The following is a 20041-nucleotide window of genomic DNA, read 5'->3' as shown; positions in this document are numbered from 1 at the left end:
AGGGAGTAACTGGCCCTACTGCGCCGGCAACACTTGCACCGGCGTGGCCGGCGCCAGGATGGGCGGCACGGGCGCGTGGATGGGCGCCGGCGCCTTGACGGCCAGCCAGCCCGTGGCCGGCAACAACGGCACCAGCAGCAGGGCCACGATATTGATGATCTTGATCAAGGGGTTCACTGCCGGGCCGGCCGTATCCTTGTACGGGTCGCCCACCGTATCGCCCGTGACGGCCGCCTTGTGCGCGTCCGAACCCTTGCCGCCGAAGTGGCCATCCTCGATGTATTTCTTCGCATTGTCCCAGGCGCCGCCGCCCGTGGTCATGGAAATGGCCACGAACAGGCCCGTGACGATGGTCCCCATCAACAGCCCCCCCAGCGCCGCTGGCCCCAGCAGCATGCCGACGACGATGGGCACCACCACCGGCAGCAGCGACGGCACGATCATTTCGCGGATGGCCGACGCCGTCAGCATGTCGACGGCCTTGTCGTATTCCGGCTTGGCCGTGCCTTCCATGATGCCCTTGATATCGCGGAACTGCCGGCGCACCTCGACCACCACGGCACCGGCCGCGCGGCCCACGGCTTCCATCGCCATGGCGCCGAACAGATACGGTATCAGGCCGCCGATGAACAGGCCGACGATGACCATGGGGTTCGACAAATCAAACGTAATGTGATGGCCCACCGATTCGAGCGCATGCGTGTAGTCGGCAAACAGCACCAGCGCGGCCAGGCCCGCCGAGCCGATGGCGTAGCCCTTGGTGACGGCCTTGGTGGTGTTGCCGACGGCGTCGAGCGGATCGGTGATGGCGCGCACGGAATCGGGCAGGCCCGACATTTCCGCGATGCCGCCCGCGTTATCCGTGATGGGGCCATACGCGTCGAGCGCGACGATGATGCCCGCCATCGACAGCATGGCCGTGGCGGCGATGGCAATGCCGTACAAGCCGGCCAATTGATACGAGACGAGGATGGCGACGCAGACGGCCAGCACCGGATACGCCGTGGACTTCATCGACACGCCCAGGCCGGCGATGATATTCGTGCCGTGGCCCGTCGTCGACGCTTCGGCGATGTGGCGCACCGGCTTGAAGTCCGTGCCCGTGTAGTACTCGGTGATGTACACCATCAGCCCCGTGAGGACGATGCCGACGACGGTGGCGCCCAGCATCTTGTAGCGCATGGCGTCGTCGGGCCACAGCAGCCACGTCACGACGGCAAAACCGACCAGAGAGAGGCCGGCGGCCCACCACAGGCCCGTGTACAGGGCCGACATGATCTTCGCGCCCGGCTTGGTTTTCACCATCGAGCAGCCGACGATGGAGGCGAGGATGGAGACGGCGCCCAGCAGCAGCGGGTAGATGATGGCCGTGCTGCTGGCCTCTGCCATCAGCAGTGCGCCCAGCAGCATGGTGGCGATCAGGGTCACGACATAGGTTTCGAACAGGTCGGCCGCCATGCCGGCGCAGTCGCCCACGTTGTCGCCCACATTGTCGGCGATGACGGCCGGGTTGCGCGGATCGTCCTCGGGGATGCCCGCCTCGACCTTGCCCACCAGGTCCGCGCCCACGTCGGCGCCCTTGGTGAAGATGCCGCCACCGAGCCGCGCGAAGATGGAAATGAGCGAGGCGCCGAAGGCCAGGCCGATCAAAGGCTTGATCAAATCATGCTGGGTCAGGCCGGGCGCGCCCGTCGTCACCAGCAGCCAGTAGAACAGGGTCACGCCCAGCAAGCCCAGGCCGACCACCAGCATGCCGGTGATCGCGCCGCCCTTGAAGGCCACGTTGAGGGCCTGGTTGATGCCCAGCGTGGCCGCCTGCGCCGTGCGCACATTCGCCCGCACCGAGACATTCATGCCGATGAAGCCGCAGGCGCCCGAGAGCACGGCGCCGATCAAAAAGCCCAGCGCGGTGTGCAAGCCCAGCAACAGGTAGATGGCGATCAGCAGCACCACGCCCACAAACGCGATGGTGCGGTACTGGCGCGCCAGGTAGGCGGCCGCGCCCTGCTGGATGGCCAGCGCGATTTCCTGCATGCGCGCGTTGCCGGGATCCTGGCGCAGAATCCAGCTACGCGACACCAAACCGTAAATGACTGCGACCACGCCGCAGGCTACCGCAAACCACAAACTGGCTGCCATATCGTCCCCTTCTGTTTTTATCCGACGTCATTGCCAACAGCTGCAGACCGCACCGGGTAGGCACGCGCAGCCAGGAAAACACGACCTGCAAAAAACCTGAACCACGAAAACGTTATGCATCCAGCCATGCTGGCAGTCTGCCTGAAAAGCGGGCAGAAAAAAAGCGGACACTCAGGTCCGCTTTTGAAAAACTGCTTATTCCGCCAGGGCGGCAAAGGCGCTGTCGCGGATTTGCTCGACCGGACCGACGCCGGCGATGCGGCGGTATTTCGGTGCGCCCGGCAGGCCGGACTTGGCCCAGTCGTTGTAGTAGCCGAGCAAGACCTTGGTCTGGTTGTGGTAGACGTCCAGGCGCTTCTTGACCGTTTCCGCCTTGTCGTCGTCGCGCTGGATCAGCGGTTCGCCCGTGATGTCATCGACGCCGTCGACCTTCGGTGGATTGAACTTGACGTGGTAGACACGGCCCGAACCGGGGTGGCTGCGGCGGCCGTCCATGCGCTCGATGATCGATGCGTCAGGCACGTCGATTTCCAGCACGTAGTCGACATTGATGCCGGCATCTTTCATGGCGTCCGCTTGCGCGATGGTGCGCGGGAAACCGTCGAACAGGTAGCCATTGGCGCAATCGGCTTCCTGCAGGCGGTTCTTGACCAGGCCGATCATGATGTCGTCCGACACGAGGCCGCCCGCATCCATGACTTTTTTCGCTGCCAGGCCCAGTTCCGTGCCTTCCTTGATCGCCGCGCGCAGCATGTCGCCCGTGGAGATTTGTGGAATGTTGTATTTTTCTTTGATGAAGTTAGCTTGGGTGCCCTTGCCGGCACCGGGTGCTCCTAAAAGTATCAGACGCATTGAAAGTTCCTAAAAAACAGATTTTGGATGGTGGTATGTGTAATTATTTTTTTTAGATGATGTTGCTATGGCTATCTTTCCCTACGAAACTTACCACAAAAAATCCCCGGAGCGCCAGTTTGCTATCGAATTGCTATGCCCTGATTGATCAAAGCCAGCAATTAGCGCGACGGACGTTTCAAAATGTGGTTTTTACTGCAGGCGCACAAATTATATTTGCACGCCTGCCGTTTTGCGGGTAATGCCTACAGGGCGCCGTAGTGGGCTTGCACCCTGGCAAGATCTTCCGGCGTGTCGACACCAGCGGCCGGCGCGCTATCGGTCACGTGCACGGCGATGGCAACACCATGCCACAGCACGCGCAACTGCTCCAGCGCTTCGATGGCTTCCAGCGGCGAAGCGGAGAGCGTGGGATACGTTTGCAAAAAAGCATTGCTGTACGCATACAGGCCAATATGGCGCAGCGGCACATAGCCGGCCGGCAGGCTGTCTTTCGACTGCGCGAAGCCGTCACGGTGCCAGGGAATCGTCGCACGCGAGAAATACAAGGCGCGGCCATTCTTGTCCAGCACGACCTTCACCACATTCGGGTTGAAGGCATCAAGCACATCATGCAGCGGATGCGCGCACGTGGCCATGGGCACGGTACTGCTGATCTGCGCCGCGCAGGCGGCCAGCAGGGCCGGATCGATCAGCGGTTCGTCGCCCTGCAGGTTGACGACGACGGCGTCCACTGGCAAAGCGAGCGTGCGCGCCACTTCGGCGATGCGGTCCGTGCCCGACGGATGATCGCTGCGCGTCATGCACACTTCCACGCCATGCGCGGCGCAGGCGGCGCGAATGGATTCATGGTCGGTGGCGACGATGACGCGCGCCGCACCAGACAGGGCTGCCTGCTCGGCCACGCGCACCACCATGGGTTTGCCGCCCAGGTCAGCCAGCGGCTTGCCCGGCAGGCGCGTCGAGGCCAGGCGGGCCGGGATGATGACGATGAACGCCATCGTTATTCCACTGCGTCTTGCAAGGTGCGCGCTTCGTCCGCCCACATGATGGGGATGCCATCACGGATAGGATAGGCCAGGCGGTCGGCGCGGCAAATCAATTCCTGCGCCTTCTTATCGTGTTCAAGCGGACCCTTGCAAACAGGGCAGACCAGGATATCAAGCAGTCGAGCGTCCACGACATTTCTCCACAATTTGTTGGGCCAGCGCGCTATCGATGCGCGCACTGACGGGGACGACCCACAGTCTCGGGTCATCTTTGAGATATTCAATTTGCGCACATTTTACTGCATCCTTCTCGGTGATCAAGATCAGATCCGTGTCGAGTGCCGCAAATGGCTGGTCGAGGAAGTCGTGATGGTCGGGCAAAGGCAGTTCCGTAAAATCCAGTCCGGCGCCGCGCAGCATGGAAAAGAAGCGCTGCGGATTGCCGATGCCGGCCGCCGCCACGATGCGCTGGCCGCTGGCTGCCAGGGTTTCAAGCGTCAGGCTTTCGCCGCGGTTCGCCATGCGTTCGGCTACGCCACCGGCCAGCAGCATCTGCACCACCAGAGAGCCCTGTGGCGCAACCCTGGCCACGAGTGCCGGCGCCAGCTCCGGCGCATTGATCACCGTCACATCGCGCCGGCGGCGCGGCGATTCGCGCAGCGGACCGGCCGGCAGCAACCAGCCGTTGCCCGCGCCGCGGCCGTCGAACAGCACGATTTCCACGTCGCGCTGCAAGGCGTAATGCTGCAAGCCGTCGTCCGTCACCAGCACGTCGACCTCCGGGTGTGCGGCCAGCAGCGCCCTGCCCGCTTGCGCGCGGTCGCGCCCCACCATCACGGGGCAGCCGCCTCGCTGGAAGATCAGCAGCGGCTCGTCGCCCACCTGCTGCGGCGTGGAAGCTGCTGTCACTGCGCGCGGCAGCCGGTCGGCGCTGCCATGGCCGCGTGAAATGACGCCCGGGCGCATGCCCGCATCGCGCAAGGCTTGCACCAGCCAGATCGTCAGCGGCGTCTTGCCCGTGCCGCCGATAAAGATGTTGCCGACGACGACAACGGGCACGGGCAGGCGCGTCGATGTCAACACACCGGCGCGGTACAGGCCGCGCCGCACGGCACTCAGGGCGCCGAACAGCAGCGAGACGGGCCACAGCGCGCACGCCAGCGGGCCGCGCGTCAGCCAGGCGCGGGTCAATGTGGTTTCAAGCTTGGCGGGGGAAGGTGTGGGCATGGGGGTCAAATAAAATTGGAACCCAAAATCAACACCTGGGGTCGGACCCTGAGGGTCCGACCCCGGCACTTCGGTTGGGGTTGGAGGTTTGCCTTACTTGCCACCCGCTTGCGCCGCAAACGTCAGCTTTTCATAGCCGGCCAGACGCGCCGCTTCCATCACGTGGACGACCATCTGGTGCATGGCGAACTGGTCGGCATTGACCACCACCACGGGCGTCTGCGCGGGCGCCTTGCCGCCATTGGCCGCCTTGGCTGCATTTTGCAGGGCATCGGCCAGGCCGGCCACGTCGCGGAACGAGACGGGTTCGCGGTTGACCGTGTAGTTGCCCTTGGCGTCGATGGTGACGTCGATCTGCTGCGGCTTGTCCTTGGCTTGCTCGGCGTCGGCCGTCGGCAAGGTGATCTGCAGCTCCGTAAATTTGCTGTAGGTGGTGCTGACCATCATGAAGATCAGGATCACCAGCAGCACGTCGATGAACGGGATCAGGTTGATTTCGGGGTCTTCCCGCCCCTTGCCTTTGCGGAAGTTCATTGGCGGCCACTGTGGACGATGTCGACGAACTTGACCGCTTGCTGCTCCATGTCAATGACGAAGCTATCGACAAGGGCGCGGAAGTGGCGGTAGAAGATCAGGGCCGGCATGGCGATGGCCAGGCCAAACGCGGTGTTATACAAGGCGACGGAAATACCGTGCGACAGCGCCGAGTTCGACGCGGTGGCGCCGGGCGAGGCAAAAATCTCGATCATGCCGATCACCGTGCCGAACAGGCCCATCAGCGGCGCCAGGGTGGCGATGGTGCCCAGGGTCGTCAGGAAACGTTCCAGCGTGTGGGCCACGCCGCTGCCCGCCTCTTCGATCGATTCCTTCATCACCTCGCGCGGCGCGTCCACATTGCGCAGGGCGGCGGCCAGCACCACGCCCAGCGGCGAATTGTCTTCCAGCTTGGCTACCGTGTCCGGCGTGATCTTGCCGCTGCGATACACCTGCACCACTTCATCGAACAGCTTGCGGGGCAGGATCTTGGCGCGTCGCAAATACAGCAGGCGCTCGATGATCAGGGCCAGGGCGACGATGGAAGCGATCAACAACAGCCAGATGGGCCAGCCAGCGGCTTGAAATATAGCGAGCAAAAGAAACTCCTGGTAAAGGGAAGGCGGTGAATCGCCCGGACAACCTGTATTGTACCGAGCGCCGAAGAGCGATGGCATGTCGGCGCGGGAATGGCGCAATGTAGCGCGTTGCCGCGCCGGCGGCAAGTGGCGCCCGCATGCGTACTTGTCCACACGGCGCGGCGGGCGGGCGCGGCCAGCGCACAGTTTTGCACACTTTGTGTGGATAAGATTGTGAGCAAGCATGAAGTCCAGCATGCAAGTGCTTGATTTACATGGAAAATATCATTCTGCGCAAAATACAGGCATAGCAGCTTATCGACAGTAGTCAATGTCAATAAATTAATAGTTACAGAGTTCTGCACATTAACTGTGGACAAGATTGTGCGCAAAGCCGAGGAATTTAATTAAGCCATTGATTTTAAAGGATATTAAATCAATGCACAAAAAAGTGGCAAGCAGAGCGAAACATGCGGCATTTCCAGCGTCAAAGTTCTGCACACAATCTGTGGACAAGATTGTGCGCAAGCGCAAGAATAGACGCCAAGTACCTTGATTTATATCGTTTTTATTGCCCTGCATAAAAATGTAGCAGGGCCTGAAAAGCGCAGGTTTTCAGGCCAAAACCCATCGTCAAACACTACTTTTCCATCGCCAATACAGTTCCACACATAAAGTGTGGATAAGATTGTGAGCAAGCCGATTGACTCCCTGCAAGACCCTTGATTTAAAAGGAGTTTTTTTCAATGCTCAAAAATAAGGCAGCAACGCAGCCTGTGCATGCCGTGGAGAACCCGGACAAACCACGAAACGGTTTAGGCAGTTTTGCACACATTCTGTGGATAAGATTGTGAGCAAGGCGTATACCTGGATGCTACACCCTTGATTTATATGGTTATTTTTATGCTGCGTAAAATTCAGGCAAGCCATGCCATGGCCGTTTCAGTGGATAATGCCGGCGCTGCGCCAGAGTTCTGCACATTTTTTGTGGATAAGATTGTGCGCAAGGCCAGGCATGCGATACTAAGCGCTTGATTCCTATGTACTTTATTTCCGTGCGCAAAAATGTAGCAGGGCATTTTCCTTTGCCGAAAGGGGCCTATCCGGCAACAATTGTCCAAGGCAAAAAGTTCCGCACACTTTCTGTGGATAACTTTGTGCGTAAGTGGCAGTGGCTGCACTGATGTGCTTGATATTAAAGGTTTTTTTCCCTGTGCACGCAAATCAGGCATACGGGAATTCTGCATGAAATCAAATACTTAGAAATAGAACTTGTTGTTTTGCGCGATATATGACATAAGCATGACCTCGCCGATAATATGTGGACAGCTTGCTTCTTTCCCCTTGCCAGATGATGAACGACACCCCGACTGACAGCGGCTTTGCCGCCCCGCCCGTGCTGACCGTCAGCGCCCTGAACCAGGCCGTCGCGCGCCTGCTCGAACGCTCGTTTCCCCTAACCTGGATCGCCGGCGAGATTTCCAACTTCACGCGCGCCGCCTCCGGCCACTGGTACTTCACCCTCAAGGATGACGGCGCCCAGGTGCGCGCCGTGATGTTCCGTGGCCGCGCCCAGTTTGCCGGCTTCACGCCACGCGAAGGCGACAAGGTCGAAGTGCGCGCCCTCGTCACCCTGTACGGCGCGCGCGGCGATTACCAGATCAACGTGGAAGCCATCCGCCGCGCCGGCGTGGGCGCCCTGTATGAAGCGTTCCAGCGCCTGAAGGAAAAACTGGCCGCGCAGGGCCTGTTCGACCAGGAACGCAAGCGCGCCATCCCCATGTTCGCGCGCAGCATCGGCATCGTCACCAGCCCGCAGGCGGCCGCCCTGCGCGACGTACTGATCGCGCTCAAGCGCCGCGCGCCACACGTCTCCATCATCCTCTACCCCACGCCCGTGCAGGGCCAGCAGGCGCCGGAAAAAATCGCGCACGCCATCCGCACGGCGTCAACAAGGGCCGAATGCGACGTGCTGCTGGTATGCCGTGGCGGCGGCAGTATCGAAGATTTATGGTCGTTCAACGATGAAGCCGTGGCCCATGCGATCGCCGACTGCTCCATGCCCGTGATCAGCGGCGTGGGCCACGAGACCGATTTCACCATCGCCGACTTCGCGGCCGACCTGCGCGCGGCCACGCCGACGGCGGCGGCCGAACTGGCGGCCACGCCGCGCGCCGACTGGCTGACCTCCCTGCGCGCCGATGCGGCCGACTTGCGCCGCGCCATGCGCCGCCGCCTCGACGACGCGGCGCAGACGCTGGACCGCCACAGCCGCCGCCTACTCAACCCGAAGGCGCAGCTGCAGCAGCAGCGTTTGCAGCTGCTGGCCCTGTCGACGGCCATGACGCATGCGGCGCGCGCGCCCGTGAACCAGTCGCAGTACGCGCTCGAACGCCTGCGTTCGCGCTGGGTCGCCTTGCGGCCCGACGTCACGGCGCCGCGCGCCCGCCTGGTGGACATGCAGCGGCGCGGCGGCGCGGCCATGGCGCAGCTGGTGACGCAGCGGCGCCACCGCCTCGACGGCCTGGCCGCGCAGCTGGAACTGTTGAATCCGCAGCGCACCCTGGAACGCGGCTACGCCATCCTGCGCGACGAAAAGGGGAATATCGTGCGCTCGCCGGCGCAGCTGCAGGCGCGCCAGAACGTCAATGTGCGCCTGGCCGAAGGCAGCGCGCAGATCGGCATCGCCAGCGTGCAAGCCACTTTGGAATAAAAAAGGCCGGGTGTCGTCACCCGGCCAAAACATGCTACTGAGAGCTGCCAAATACTGTTGATGTAACCCCAGAAGCAAACCCGGGGGTCGGACCCTCAGGGTCCGACCCCAGCTCTTTTGCCGTTGGGGTTAACAACATCAGAACTTCATCGACACGCGCGCACCAAACGTGCGCGGCGCGTTGTAGAAGGCGCCGTAGATCTGCTGTGTGGGCTGGCATGGCATGCCCACGTCCGTGCAGATTTCATTGACGTCCAGCTTGACCGCCTTGTCCGTGGCGTTCTGCACGAACGCTTCCACCGTATAGGCCTTGTTCGCCGGCTGGAAGCGCAGGCTCAGGTCCAGCGTGGTGTAGGCTTCCTGGCGCTTGACGCCGGCATGGCCCGGCACGTCGCCGTTGAAGGCCCCCGCACCCACGTACGACATGGTTTCATAGTGCACCGAGGCGCGCGGCGTGAGCTGGCCGCCGGCAACATTGAAATCATGCTCGTACTGGACGGTCGTGGAAAACTTCGGCGCATGCTTCATGGTGCTGCCGCCCACGTTCACCAGTGGCGCCGTCGAGCCGCAGGACTGGCCATTCGCGCGCGCCGCGTCGACGTCGCACGACATGAAATCATCGTACACGGCTTTGAGCCAGGTGGCGTTGCCCGTCAGGCGGTCGACCTTCGTTGGCCGCCACACCCACTCCGCTTCCAGGCCCTTGACGGTGGCGCCAGCCGCATTGAAGTTGGCCAGCACGCTGTTGACCACTTGCGATTCGAGCTTGTCCTTGTACTTCATCAAAAACGCGTCGAGGTTCAGGGTCAGTTCGCGGTTCAGCAAGTCCGACTTGAAGCCGATTTCATAGCTGGTCAGCTTTTCCGGCTTGGTGGTGGCGCCGCCGTCGCCGATGGCCGGCGAATGGAAGCCCGTCGTCACGGAACCGAACAGCAAAATGTCCGGACGCAGCTTGTACTCGATGCGGCCCAGCCAGGTGGCCTGACCGTATTTCAGGTCGGCCGTATTGTCGCCCGGCGTATTGCCGCAGCTGGCCGCCGTGATGGCGCCACCGGGTCCGATATTGTGCGTGTTGGCCAGGCCCGTTCCGGGCGTGACCAGCTGGCGCAGCTGGTCGGCAGTGAGGACCGTGGTGCCCAGCGGCGTATTCGCGGGCCAGTTCGGGCAGGCCCAGTTCTTGCCACCGATATCGAATTTGTGGTCTTTCGTGTAGCGCGCGCCGGCCGTCAGCTTGAGCGTATCGGTCAGCTGCTGGCTGACCTGGCCGAACACGGCTTTCGATTTGAGCTGGCGGTCGCCCTGAATGAAGGACATGGCCGAGGCATACTGGCCCACGGTCGGCTGCACGAAAATCACGGCGCCGTTGGCGATATCCTGCTGCACGGCCGCCTGCGAAATCTGGCTGCGGTCGATATCGAAGCGCACCTTGTTCTTTTCATTGAAGAGGAACAGGCCGGCCACCCACTGGAACGGCGCATCGTCGTCCGAGCGCGCCTGCAGCTCGTGCGAATAGCTGTCGAACTGCGCCCAGTCGGTGCGGTTTTCCGATTTGAAGCCGGGGAACAGGCCCGCATCCGAGTCGTTGCTGTTCTGGCGCTTGTAGCGGCTCCAGCTGCCCAGGTACGTGAAGTCCAGCGCATCGGTCGGCTTGTAATTGAGCTTGCCCTTGTAGGTCAAAATCGACTGGTCCAGGGTGCCCGGCGTGTCGATCAGGGCCGAACGCAGCTTCTCGCCCGGCTTCGGTTCGGCTGCCAGGTAGACGTTGCCGGCGCCCTGGTCGAGGAAGTAGTCGGCGATGAAGGTGCCGCGCAGCTGCGGCGTGAACTTCCACAGCAGCGAGGCGCGCACGCCCATCTGGTCGCCGGCGCCATACTTGGCCGTGCCCGGCATGACGTTCGAGCCGCGGCGGAAGTCCACCGTGCCGTCGTGACTATCCTTGATGGCGGCGATGCGCAGCGCCACGTCGTCGGACAACGGGATATTGAGCATGCCCTGCGTCTGCAGGTGGCGCTTGTCGCCCACGGTGATGCCGGCCGAGCCCATGAACTTGGCCGTGCTCGGCGCGGCCGACACGAGGTTGACGGCACCCGCCGTCGAATTGCGTCCGTTCAGGGTACCCTGCGGTCCGCGCGCCACCTCGACGTGACTCAAGTCATACATCAGCGCCGTGGCGCCCTGGGGGCGCGGCGAATACACGCCATCGACATAGAAGGCGACGGCCGGGTCGCCCAGCTCCGTGTGGTTGGCCGAACCGACGCCGCGCATGTAGACGTGCACGCCGCCCGAGTCGCCATGCTGCTCGACGACGAGGCTCGGCACCATGGTCGCCAGCGAGGCCAGATCTTTCACTTGATTGTTTTGCAGGGTGTCCTGGTTGAAGGCGGTGACGGCCAGCGGCGTCTCCTGCACGAAGGTGTTGCGGCGCGTGGCCGTGACGACGATGCGGTCCATCTGTTCGGCGGCCGGTTTTGCCGCGTCAGTGGCTGCTGTGTCCTGTGCCAGCGCGGCGCCGCTGCCCAGCAAGATGAATTGGGCGAAGGTCGCATGCGCCAGGCTGAGGGCGATGGTATTGCGTTTGAGCTGTTGCATTATTGTTGTCTCCTGTACCGCTGGTTGAATGATGATCACATAGCTCTTTGGCTATTGCTGCACATTTTTTTGGGTGTCAATCTGAAGTCATGTCGCCTCCGTGCGGGGTCAATGGGTGGCCACGGCGCGCCCGGCCGTGTCGAATAGAAAGGCATGCCCCTCTTCCGGCGCGAAGCCGATGGCGCTGCCCTGCGCCAGCGCGTGGCGCGCCTCGCCATGCAGCTTGATGGCCACCGCATGCGGGCCGCCGTCGATGCGTCCATCAAGCGTCGCGTGGATGATCTGCGCGTCGCCCAGCTGCTCGATCAGCGTGACCGTGGCGCCGTAGCCCTCATGGCGCGGCACCAGGCGCAAATGCTCGGGGCGTATGCCGACCAGCATGCCGGCCTCGCCACCGAGCTGGCTGGCCAGTGCCGGCACGGCGGCGCACGGCAAAAAGTTCATGCGCAGCGCGCCGATGAAGCCGGCCACGAACTGGCTGGCCGGATGGCGGTACAGGTCCAAAGGCGCGCCCACCTGCTCCAGGTGGCCGCCGTGGAAGACGGCGACCCTGTCACCGAGGGTCATGGCCTCGACCTGGTCGTGCGTCACATAGATCATGGTGGTGCCCAGTTCCTGGTGCAGCTTGGCCAGCTCGATGCGCGTCTGCACGCGCAGCGAGGCATCGAGATTGGACAGCGGCTCGTCAAACAAAAACACCTTGGGCTGGCGCACGATGGAGCGGCCGATGGCCACGCGCTGGCGCTCGCCGCCGGACAAGGCCTTGGGTTTGCGGTCGAGCAGGTGCGTGATCTGCAAAATCTCCGCCACCTTGCCGACGGCCGCGCGCACCTCGGCTTCCGGCTGGCCCGCCAATTTGAGGGCAAAGCCCATGTTGTCGCGCGCCGTCATGTGCGGATACAGGGCGTAGCTCTGGAAGACCATGGCGATGCCCCGCTCGGCCGGCGCCACGTCGTTGGCTAGCAGGTCGCCGATGCGCAGCTGACCCGCGCTAATATCCTCCAGACCCGCGATCATGCGCAGCAGGGTCGACTTGCCGCAGCCGGACGGCCCGACGAAGACCATGAATTCGCCGTCATGGATATCGAGGTCCAGGCCCTTGACGATTTCCGGGCCGTCGCCGTAGGTCTTGCGGATGCCGCGCAGGGAAATGGCGGCCATGTCAGTGCTCCCCGGCCAGGGCAACGGCATGGGACGCGCGCTGGGCGATAATAAAATCGCGGTACCACAGGGCGCTGTCCTTGAAGCTGCGCTGCTGCGTGGCGTAATCGACATACAGCATGCCGAAGCGCTTGGCGTAGCCCGAGTTCCACTCGAAGTTGTCCATCAGGCTCCAGTAGAAATAGCCGCGCACGTCGATGCCCTGCGCGATCACGGCGCGCAAGGCGTCCAGGTGCAGCTGCACGTATTCGATGCGCGGCGCATCGTGGATCTTGCCATCGACGGGCTTGTCGGCCACGGCCATGCCGTTTTCCGTGATGTAGACGGGCGGCAGCCGGTACTCGCGGTGCAGGCCCACCAGCAGTTCCGTCAAGCCTTGCGGATAGGTTTCCCAGCCCATGTCGTTGACGCCGAGCTTGCACTCGGGCTTGCGCGGCGGCGTCTCGGCGCTCATGAAAGCGCGCGTGTAGTAGTTCACGCCGAGGAAATCGATGGGCTGTTTAATATCTATGAAATCGTTTTCAAAGATGGCCAAAGCGGAAGCATCCGGGTGTTTCAGGGCCAGCGCCGGGTAGCGGCCCTTGAAGATGGCGTCCATATACCACTGCACCGAGCGCGCATATTCGAGGTCGGCCAGCGCGCGGTCCTGGGCGCTGTCGGTGGCCGGCGTGGCCGTCCATTGATTGAGCACGATGCCCAGTTTCGCCGGCACATTCACGGCGCGCATGGCTTGCATGGCCAGGCCGTGCGACAGCAGCAAGTGGTGCGACACTTGCACGGCGGCGGCCGGGTCGGCCATGCCGGGGGCGAACTGGCCCGTGCCGTGGCCCAGCACGGCCGTGCACCACGGTTCGTTATGCGTGGCGATGCTGGCGACCTTATGGCCGAAGCGCCGCGCCACCTCGGCCGCATAGGCGGCGAAGTGGTAGCAGGTGGCGCGATTGAGCCAGCCGCCCTCGTCCTGCAAGGCTTGCGGCAAGTCCCAGTGGTACAGGGTCAGATGGGCATCGAGGCCCTTGGCGGCCAGCGCGTCGAGCAGGCGCGCATAAAAGTCGAAGCCGGCCTCGTTCCAGGCGCCGGACCCCGTCGGCTGCACCCGTGACCAGGACATGGAAAAACGGTAGGCGTTCACGCCCAGCTTGGCGATCAGCTCCACGTCCTCGGCATAGCGGTGATAGTGGTCGCAGGCCACGTCGCCATTGCTGCCGTCGATGATCTTGCCGTCGGCATGGCTGAAGGTATCCCAGATGGACGGGCCACGGCCGTCGATGGCGGCTGCGCCCTCGATCTGGTAGGCGCTGGTGGCCACGCCCCAGGTGAAGGTGGCGGGAAAGTTGGTATCGGTGTCGTCGTTATGCATGGTGGTCATGTCAGTGTGAGGGGTTGAGATAAATGTGTGGATCAGCCTTTGACGGCGCCCTGGGTCAGTCCTTCAATTAAACGCTTCGAGGCGACAAAAAACATCAGCAGCAGCGGCAACACGGCGATGGCGGCGCCCGTCATCAGCGCGCCCCACTCCGTGTTGTTCGGCGCCTGCATGCTGCGCAGGGCCAGCGGGATCGTATAGTTCTCGACCGAGCGCATGACGACCAGCGGCGTGATGAAGTTGTTCCACGAGTTGATGAAGGTGATCAGGCCCAGGGTGCCCATGGCGGGGCCGATCAGCGGCAGCACGACACGCCAGTAGATGGCGAATTCGCCGCAGCCGTCGATGCGCGCCGCCTCGATCAGGTCCCTCGGAATGGCCGTGCCGATGTACTGGCGCATCAGGAAGATACCCAGCGCGCCGGCCGCTCCCGGCACGTACAGGGCGCGCGGCTGGTCCAGCCATCCGAGGAAATCCATCAGCATGAAGGTCGGGATCATGTTCATGAAAGACGGGATGATCATCGACGCCATCACCAGGGTGAACAGGGGCCGCTTGAAGCGGAACTCGTACATGGCGAACGCATAGCCGCCCAGCGAGCAAAAGAATAAAGTCAGCGCGGTGGTCATCAGGGCCACGTACAGGCTGATGCCGATATTGCGCCAGAACGGCAGGCGCTCCTGCAGCAGCTCGATGTTATTCAGCAGGGCGGTGCCGAACCAGCGCGGCGGCGGCAGGCTGTAGATCTCGGCGCTCGTGTGCGTGGCAAAGACGAACATGAAGTAAAACGGCGCGACCATGATCAGGGCGCCGATGGCCACCATGGCGTAGGCCGTCCAGCGGGTAGTTTTCATTTGGCCTCCCTGCGCTCGTTGCGGCTGAAGATGCGGTTATTCACCCAGGTGGTGCTGGCGATGATCAGGAACAGCAGCCAGGAAATGGCCGACGCCGTGCCGAAGTCGCCCGAGGAAAACGCCGTCTTGTAGACGAAGATGGCCGTCGTCATCACCGACTGGCTCACGCCGCTCGATTCGGCCACCAGCACGAACGGTTCCTCGAACAGCTGCAGATTGCCCATGATGGTGAGCGTGACGGCCAGGTAGATCATGGGGCGCAGCTGCGGCAGGGTGATATACCAGAATTGCTGGCGTTTCGAGGCGCCATCGATAGTAGCTGCTTCGTACAGATCTTTCGGGATCACCTGCAGCGCGGACAGATATAGCACCAGGTTCCAGCCCAGGTAGCGCCAGAAAATGACGAAGGCAACGGCCGGCTTGATGAACAGCGAGCTGCCCAGCCAGTCGATCGATTCGGCAGGGAACAAGCCGCCGACCAGCGGCAGGCTGGCGCACCATTGGAGCAGCACATTGATCTGCCCATAGTCGCGCGAAAACAGCGTATTGAAGACCATGGCGATGGCCACGCTGGAGGTGATGAACGGTAAAAAGTAAATCCCGATCACCAGGTTGCGCGAGCGCTTGAAGCTGTTGTGGATGAAGGCTGCCAGCGGAATGGCCACCAGGTGCTGCGGCACGCCCGAGGCCAGCGCCAGCCACAGCGTGTTGCCCAGCGAGCGCAAGAACCACGGGTCGCTCAGCGCGTACTTGTAGTTGTCCAGGCCCACCCACTGCATGGCTTCCACGCCGCTGGCCGCTTCCCACTGGTTGAACGACAAATAGATGGAAAACAGCAGCGGGAACAGGCTGAAGACGGCGAACAGGATGAAGAAGGGGCTGATGAAAATATACGGCGCCCACTGCTTCATGTTGTAGCGCTTTCTGGCGGGCCGCGCCGCAGCAGCAGCGGGCGCGCCCTCGGTACAAGGCATGGAGGTAGTCATGCTGCTCCTAGCGCCGCGCGCGGTGGGTGATCAGGGCCTTGGCGTCGGCCAGCGCCGTCTTGATATCCTTGTTTTGCGCCAGCACGCTTTCCAGTTCCATGTTGACGATGTCGCGCGCCACGGCGTCGAACTTGTCGACGCGGATGACGGGAATCTTCGCCGCCGTGTCGCGCGCCAGCAAACGCGTTTTCTGGCCGCCGAAATACGCCTGCGGCTCGTCCATCATCGGGTCCGCATACGCCGCCTTGAGGGCCGGGAAGGCGCCGATCTCTTTCAGGGAGTGCAGCTGGATATCCTTGTTGACGGTCATGAACTTGATGAATTCCCAGGCTTGCACCTTGTTGCTGGCCTTTTTCGGGATGCCGTAAAAGGAGCCGCCATACGACGCCAGCGCGCCGGCCGGCAGATTCGCCGCGCGCCACTGGCCGGCGGACGCCGGCGCCAGCCACTTGGCCAGGTGGCCGCTGAGCCACGATCCCATCATCTGGCTGGCCACCTTGTCGCGTTTGAAGCCTTCGGCCCACTCACCCGTCCAGGCCACGGTGCGCGCGTCGATGCCCGCCACGCGCGCCGCCTTGGCCAGTTCGAAGGCTTTCACGAAACGGGGCGAGTCGACCAGCACCTGGCCCTTGTCGCCGAAATAGATGCCTTCGCCATCCTTCAGATTGGCGCGTATATAAATGTCGGCCAGGTCGCTGGCGCCGGCCAGCAGATAGGTGCCGGTGGCGGCCTTGAGCTTCTTGCCAGCGGCGATGTACGATTCCCACGAAGCCGTCAAATCGCTTTCCTTGATGCCCGCCTTGTCCATCAAGTCCTTGCGGTAGAACAGGGTGCCCGGCCCCAGGTCGGCCGGCATCGCGCCCAGGGTGCCGCGCGAACTGGTCGCCTGCACGAAGGTGAACGGCACGAACTGGGCGCGGTACTGCCCTGCCCCGTAAGGCGGCTGCAGCAAGTCTTCCATGCCCTTCGATTCGGCGAAGCTGCCGACATAGCGGAAGTCGATGGCCATCACGTCGGGCAGGCGCGCGCCAGCCGCCAGCGCCGTCGTCATCGAGTTGTGGTGGTCGTCGATCTGCAGGCTGACCAGCTTGACCTTCACTTGCGGGTACAGCTTTTCCCACAAGGGCAAGGCCGTCTTGACGGCGCGGTCCAGGTCGGGGAAGGAGGCGACAGTGATGGTCGCCGGGACCAGCGCCGGCAGGACGGCGGCAGGCGGGACGGCTGCGGGCGCGGCGGCCACACTGGCGGCCAGGGTCAGCGCGGCCAGAGGGGCGGCGCCAAGTATGCTTGACTTCATTATTTCATCTCCGTTTATTGAGCGTCTTCTATCTTGAAAACGTTTTCACAACATGTATCCATTTAACACCGCAACGAAAATCAAGTCAACCGAAAAAGTTGTCATTTATTTTAAGATGGCTGACCGACATGCTGCCGACACTGCCCCTTCTCCTATGAAAAGCGGGAAAAATGGCGCTTGAAAAAACTGTGGCTTTTTATGAAAACGTTTTCAGACGCCGACCCACGTCCTTTTGGCCGTTTATGGTAATCTTTCACTGAAAAGGTTTTCAGAGCACTGACAACCAGCCATCTTGATACCCAGGAATCACCTTGAACGATAGCGCCCACGCTGCTCCCCCTTCCACCCTGCTCGACGTGGCCCGCCAGGCTGGCGTCTCGCCCAGCACCGTCTCGCGCATTCTGAACGGCACGGCCAGGGTCTCCGACGACAAGCGCGACGCTGTGCTGGCGGCGATTGCGCACATGAAATTTGCGCCGAACCAGATGGCGCAGGGTCTGAAAAAGGGCCGCTCGATGACCATCGGCATCGTGGTGCAGGATATTTCCAGCCCCTTCTTCGATGAAAGCCTGCGCGGCGTGGACGACGGCTTGAAAGACACGGGCTATGCCTCCGTCATCGTCAGCGGGCACTGGAATGCGCAGGAAGAGGCCGACCGCATCCGTTTGCTGCTGGCGCGGAAGGTCGACGGCATCATCCTGCTGTCCGGACGCATCTCGGACCAGAGCGTGCTCGATTTCTCGCAGCAGCGGCCCATCGTCTCGACGGGCCGCCTGCTGGCGACGAAAAGCGCCATCGGCTTCAAGCTCGACAACGAATACGGCGCCTACCTGGCCGTGCGCCACCTGGTGGAACTGGGACACCGCCGCATCGCCTTTGTCTCCGGCCCCGCCAACAACACGGATGCGGCCGAGCGCCTGACGGGCTACCAGCGCGCGCTGCGCGAAGCGGATATCGCCATCGATCCGAAGCTGATGGTGGAAGGCGATTTCCACGAGGCAAGCGGGATGCTGGCCATGAACCATTTGTTCGATACGCAGCAGCAATTCAGCGCCGTCTTCGCCGCCAACGACCTGTCCGCCTACGGCGTGCGCCTGTGCCTGTACCGCAAGGGCATCCGCGTGCCCGACGATATCTCGCTCGTCGGCTTCGATGACTTGCCCGGCTCGTCTTACACGACGCCGCCGCTGACGACCATCCACCAGCCGCTGTACGACATCGGCCGCATCGCCACCGAAGCGCTGCTGGGACTGATCAATGGCGAAGCCGTGCAGGCGGCCATTCCGCCGCTGGAACTCATCGTACGCGAGACCACCCGCCGCATCCGCTGAGGCTTGCGGATGGGCACACAGCGCCCGATTCAAGCTAAACGAGAATCACTACGCCAACGGCATCCACGACGCGTGTGGGAATCTGCAGCAATGGCGCATCCGCTTTACAATAGTGGCTCGTTCAGCAAGAATGCTTGGTTCAAGCACGCAAGGCTCAACCCTCCGGCCCCGGCCGGAAGACTCCGAACACTCACCATAAAGGGACATCACATGGAACATACTCTGCCACCACTGCCGTATGAAATGGACGCTCTGGCGCCGCATATTTCGAAAGAAACCCTGGAATACCACTATGCCAAGCATCACCAGGCGTATGTCACCAACTTGAACAACCTGATCAAGGGTACCGAGTTCGAGAACCTGTCGCTGGAAGACATCATCAAGAAATCGTCGGGCGGCATCTTCAACAATGCGGCGCAAGTATGGAACCACACCTTCTACTGGAACGGCATGAAGCCGGCCGGCGGTGGCGCTCCTACCGGTGCCGTGGCGGACGCGATCAACGCCAAATGGTCGTCGTTCGACAAGTTCAAGGAAGAGTTCACCAAGTCGTGCGTGGGCAACTTCGGTTCGGGCTGGACCTGGCTGGTGCAAAAAGCCGACGGTTCCGTCGACATCGTCAACACCTCGAATGCCGGCTGCCCTTTGACCACCGGCGACAAGCCACTGCTGACCTGCGACGTCTGGGAACACGCTTACTACATCGACTACCGCAACCTGCGCGCCAAGTACGTGGAAACGTTCTGGGGCCTGGTCAACTGGGAATTCGTTGCCAAGAACTTCGCGTAAGCGGTTCCTGACAACGTAAAACGCACGGACCGGCGGCCTGCGCCGCTGTGACGTGTCCTGGAAAGAAGCCTGCGCTTGCGAGCGCGGGCTTTTTTTATGTCCACGCAGAAAGTACATGTGGGCGGCAGGCACTGGTCAAACGAACAAGATCGGCATGCAGAATGTTATAAGATGCGCAAGCGCACGCCCGTGCTCATCGGCCAGCTTCGCCGCCATCCCTTGTTGAAAGAAAACAATGAAAAAATTCATGCTTGCCCTGCTCGTCCTTGCCTCCGGTTCCGCCTTCGCCAACTCGGCCTGCGACACGCCGCGCAACGACTTCGACGGCCTGTATTGCCTGAACAAGGTGTACCAGGAAGCGGACAAGGAACTCAACGCCAACTACAAGAAGCTGAGCGCCCAGCTCGATGCCAGCGGCAAGCAAAAGCTGAAATCAGGTCAGCTGGCGTGGATCAGCAACCGCAACCAGAATTGCTCCAAACGCGAATCGTCGGGCTTTTATGTGAACCTCGATTGCGCCACCCAGACCACCATCGAACGCGCGCAATTCCTGCAAGACCGCGTGCGCGAATGCGTCAGTGCCGGCTGCCAGAACAGCAAACTGTGAACTGAAGCTGCGCTGGCGCAGACGGGGCA

At 62.2% G+C, this 20041-nt stretch carries 17 protein-coding genes; 4 read left to right on the top strand and 13 right to left on the bottom strand.

Annotated features, from left to right (window positions below):
- Nucleotides 1-15: 15 nt before the first annotated feature.
- The 7 genes from C8C92_RS08355 to C8C92_RS08325 all read right to left on the bottom strand — a co-directional run bounded on the left by C8C92_RS08355 (nt 16) and on the right by C8C92_RS08325 (nt 6340).
- Complete coding sequence (locus tag C8C92_RS08355; protein ID WP_099760245.1) at nt 16-2139, bottom strand: sodium-translocating pyrophosphatase; 2124 nt, start codon at nt 2137-2139, stop codon at nt 16-18.
- A gap of 195 nt (nt 2140-2334) precedes the next feature.
- Nucleotides 2335-2991 (bottom strand): adenylate kinase, encoded by a 657-nt coding sequence (gene adk / locus C8C92_RS08350; protein WP_071078917.1) that lies wholly within the window; start codon nt 2989-2991, stop codon nt 2335-2337.
- A 245-nt stretch (nt 2992-3236) separates the two neighbouring features.
- On the bottom strand, nt 3237-3992 hold the full coding sequence (kdsB, locus tag C8C92_RS08345) for a 3-deoxy-manno-octulosonate cytidylyltransferase (protein ID WP_116743525.1): 756 nt from the start codon (nt 3990-3992) through the stop codon (nt 3237-3239).
- Nucleotides 3993-3994: 2 nt separating this feature from the next.
- Nucleotides 3995-4171, bottom strand: coding sequence for a Trm112 family protein (locus C8C92_RS08340; RefSeq protein WP_010395789.1), 177 nt, complete (start codon nt 4169-4171; stop codon nt 3995-3997).
- The gene (gene lpxK / locus C8C92_RS08335) at nt 4152-5207 is read right to left on the bottom strand and encodes a tetraacyldisaccharide 4'-kinase (protein WP_116743524.1); all 1056 of its coding nucleotides are present in this window, start codon (nt 5205-5207) and stop codon (nt 4152-4154) included. Before lpxK ends, C8C92_RS08340 begins: the two co-directional genes overlap by 20 nt.
- 93 nt (nt 5208-5300) lie before the next feature.
- A complete protein-coding gene (locus C8C92_RS08330) occupies nt 5301-5741 on the bottom strand; it encodes a biopolymer transporter ExbD (protein WP_116743523.1) in 441 nt (146 codons plus the stop codon).
- Entirely contained in the window at nt 5738-6340 is a 603-nt protein-coding gene (locus tag C8C92_RS08325) for a MotA/TolQ/ExbB proton channel family protein (RefSeq protein WP_116743522.1), read from the bottom strand. The genes C8C92_RS08330 and C8C92_RS08325 overlap by 4 nt, the downstream gene beginning before the upstream one ends.
- A gap of 1330 nt (nt 6341-7670) precedes the next feature.
- On the opposite strand from C8C92_RS08325, the gene xseA reads away from it, so the two are divergent.
- On the top strand, nt 7671-9032 hold the full coding sequence (gene xseA / locus C8C92_RS08320; RefSeq protein WP_116743521.1) for an exodeoxyribonuclease VII large subunit: 1362 nt from the start codon (nt 7671-7673) through the stop codon (nt 9030-9032).
- A 138-nt stretch (nt 9033-9170) separates the two neighbouring features.
- Here the strand turns inward: xseA and C8C92_RS08315 are convergent, their stop codons facing one another.
- From C8C92_RS08315 to C8C92_RS08290, 6 genes are all read right to left on the bottom strand, one after another.
- Nucleotides 9171-11621 (bottom strand): TonB-dependent receptor, encoded by a 2451-nt coding sequence (locus tag C8C92_RS08315; protein WP_099760251.1) that lies wholly within the window; start codon nt 11619-11621, stop codon nt 9171-9173.
- Between the two features lie 108 nt (nt 11622-11729).
- A complete protein-coding gene (locus C8C92_RS08310; RefSeq protein ID WP_099760252.1) occupies nt 11730-12782 on the bottom strand; it encodes an ATP-binding cassette domain-containing protein in 1053 nt (350 codons plus the stop codon).
- A gap of 1 nt (nt 12783) precedes the next feature.
- Nucleotides 12784-14151: a GH1 family beta-glucosidase gene (locus C8C92_RS08305; protein WP_116743520.1), complete on the bottom strand. Its 1368-nt coding sequence runs from the start codon at nt 14149-14151 to the stop codon at nt 12784-12786.
- Between the two features lie 32 nt (nt 14152-14183).
- Nucleotides 14184-15002, bottom strand: a complete 819-nt coding sequence (locus C8C92_RS08300) for a carbohydrate ABC transporter permease (protein WP_096234333.1) — start codon at nt 15000-15002, stop codon at nt 14184-14186.
- On the bottom strand, nt 14999-15988 hold the full coding sequence (locus C8C92_RS08295; RefSeq protein WP_243420146.1) for a sugar ABC transporter permease: 990 nt from the start codon (nt 15986-15988) through the stop codon (nt 14999-15001). The genes C8C92_RS08300 and C8C92_RS08295 overlap by 4 nt, the downstream gene beginning before the upstream one ends.
- A 7-nt stretch (nt 15989-15995) precedes the next feature.
- The gene (locus C8C92_RS08290) at nt 15996-17285 is read right to left on the bottom strand and encodes an extracellular solute-binding protein (RefSeq protein ID WP_116743519.1); all 1290 of its coding nucleotides are present in this window, start codon (nt 17283-17285) and stop codon (nt 15996-15998) included.
- A gap of 311 nt (nt 17286-17596) precedes the next feature.
- Between C8C92_RS08290 and C8C92_RS08285 the strand changes: the two genes are divergently transcribed.
- From C8C92_RS08285 to C8C92_RS08275, 3 genes are all read left to right on the top strand, one after another.
- Nucleotides 17597-18616 (top strand): substrate-binding domain-containing protein, encoded by a 1020-nt coding sequence (locus tag C8C92_RS08285; protein ID WP_071078929.1) that lies wholly within the window; start codon nt 17597-17599, stop codon nt 18614-18616.
- A 210-nt stretch (nt 18617-18826) separates the two neighbouring features.
- Complete coding sequence (locus C8C92_RS08280) at nt 18827-19405, top strand: Fe-Mn family superoxide dismutase (protein WP_096234329.1); 579 nt, start codon at nt 18827-18829, stop codon at nt 19403-19405.
- Nucleotides 19406-19640: 235 nt separating this feature from the next.
- The gene (locus tag C8C92_RS08275) at nt 19641-20012 is read left to right on the top strand and encodes a lysozyme inhibitor LprI family protein (protein ID WP_099760256.1); all 372 of its coding nucleotides are present in this window, start codon (nt 19641-19643) and stop codon (nt 20010-20012) included.
- Nucleotides 20013-20041: the final 29 nt, after the last annotated feature.

The sequence above is a fragment of the Janthinobacterium sp. 78 genome, from assembly GCF_003096775.1.
Classification (GTDB): Bacteria; Pseudomonadota; Gammaproteobacteria; order Burkholderiales; family Burkholderiaceae_D; genus Janthinobacterium; species Janthinobacterium tructae.
Note: the sequence above shows the minus strand (reverse complement) of the source record. Positions and strands in the feature narration are given on the sequence as shown.

Excerpts from the sequence above, each read along its gene's own strand:
- C8C92_RS08305 (WP_116743520.1), bottom strand. The coding sequence starts at position 14,151 with ATGACCACCATGCATAACGACGACACCGATACCAACTTTCCCGCCACC.
- C8C92_RS08355 (WP_099760245.1), bottom strand. The coding sequence starts at position 2,139 with ATGGCAGCCAGTTTGTGGTTTGCGGTAGCCTGCGGCGTGGTCGCAGTC.
- C8C92_RS08310 (WP_099760252.1), bottom strand. The coding sequence starts at position 12,782 with ATGGCCGCCATTTCCCTGCGCGGCATCCGCAAGACCTACGGCGACGGC.
- xseA (WP_116743521.1), top strand. The coding sequence starts at position 7,671 with ATGATGAACGACACCCCGACTGACAGCGGCTTTGCCGCCCCGCCCGTG.
- lpxK (WP_116743524.1), bottom strand. The coding sequence starts at position 5,207 with ATGCCCACACCTTCCCCCGCCAAGCTTGAAACCACATTGACCCGCGCC.
- kdsB (WP_116743525.1), bottom strand. The coding sequence starts at position 3,992 with ATGGCGTTCATCGTCATCATCCCGGCCCGCCTGGCCTCGACGCGCCTG.
- C8C92_RS08295 (WP_243420146.1), bottom strand. The coding sequence starts at position 15,988 with ATGACTACCTCCATGCCTTGTACCGAGGGCGCGCCCGCTGCTGCTGCG.
- C8C92_RS08280 (WP_096234329.1), top strand. The coding sequence starts at position 18,827 with ATGGAACATACTCTGCCACCACTGCCGTATGAAATGGACGCTCTGGCG.
- C8C92_RS08300 (WP_096234333.1), bottom strand. The coding sequence starts at position 15,002 with ATGAAAACTACCCGCTGGACGGCCTACGCCATGGTGGCCATCGGCGCC.
- adk (WP_071078917.1), bottom strand. The coding sequence starts at position 2,991 with ATGCGTCTGATACTTTTAGGAGCACCCGGTGCCGGCAAGGGCACCCAA.
- C8C92_RS08330 (WP_116743523.1), bottom strand. The coding sequence starts at position 5,741 with ATGAACTTCCGCAAAGGCAAGGGGCGGGAAGACCCCGAAATCAACCTG.
- C8C92_RS08275 (WP_099760256.1), top strand. The coding sequence starts at position 19,641 with ATGAAAAAATTCATGCTTGCCCTGCTCGTCCTTGCCTCCGGTTCCGCC.
- C8C92_RS08315 (WP_099760251.1), bottom strand. The coding sequence starts at position 11,621 with ATGCAACAGCTCAAACGCAATACCATCGCCCTCAGCCTGGCGCATGCG.
- C8C92_RS08290 (WP_116743519.1), bottom strand. The coding sequence starts at position 17,285 with ATGAAGTCAAGCATACTTGGCGCCGCCCCTCTGGCCGCGCTGACCCTG.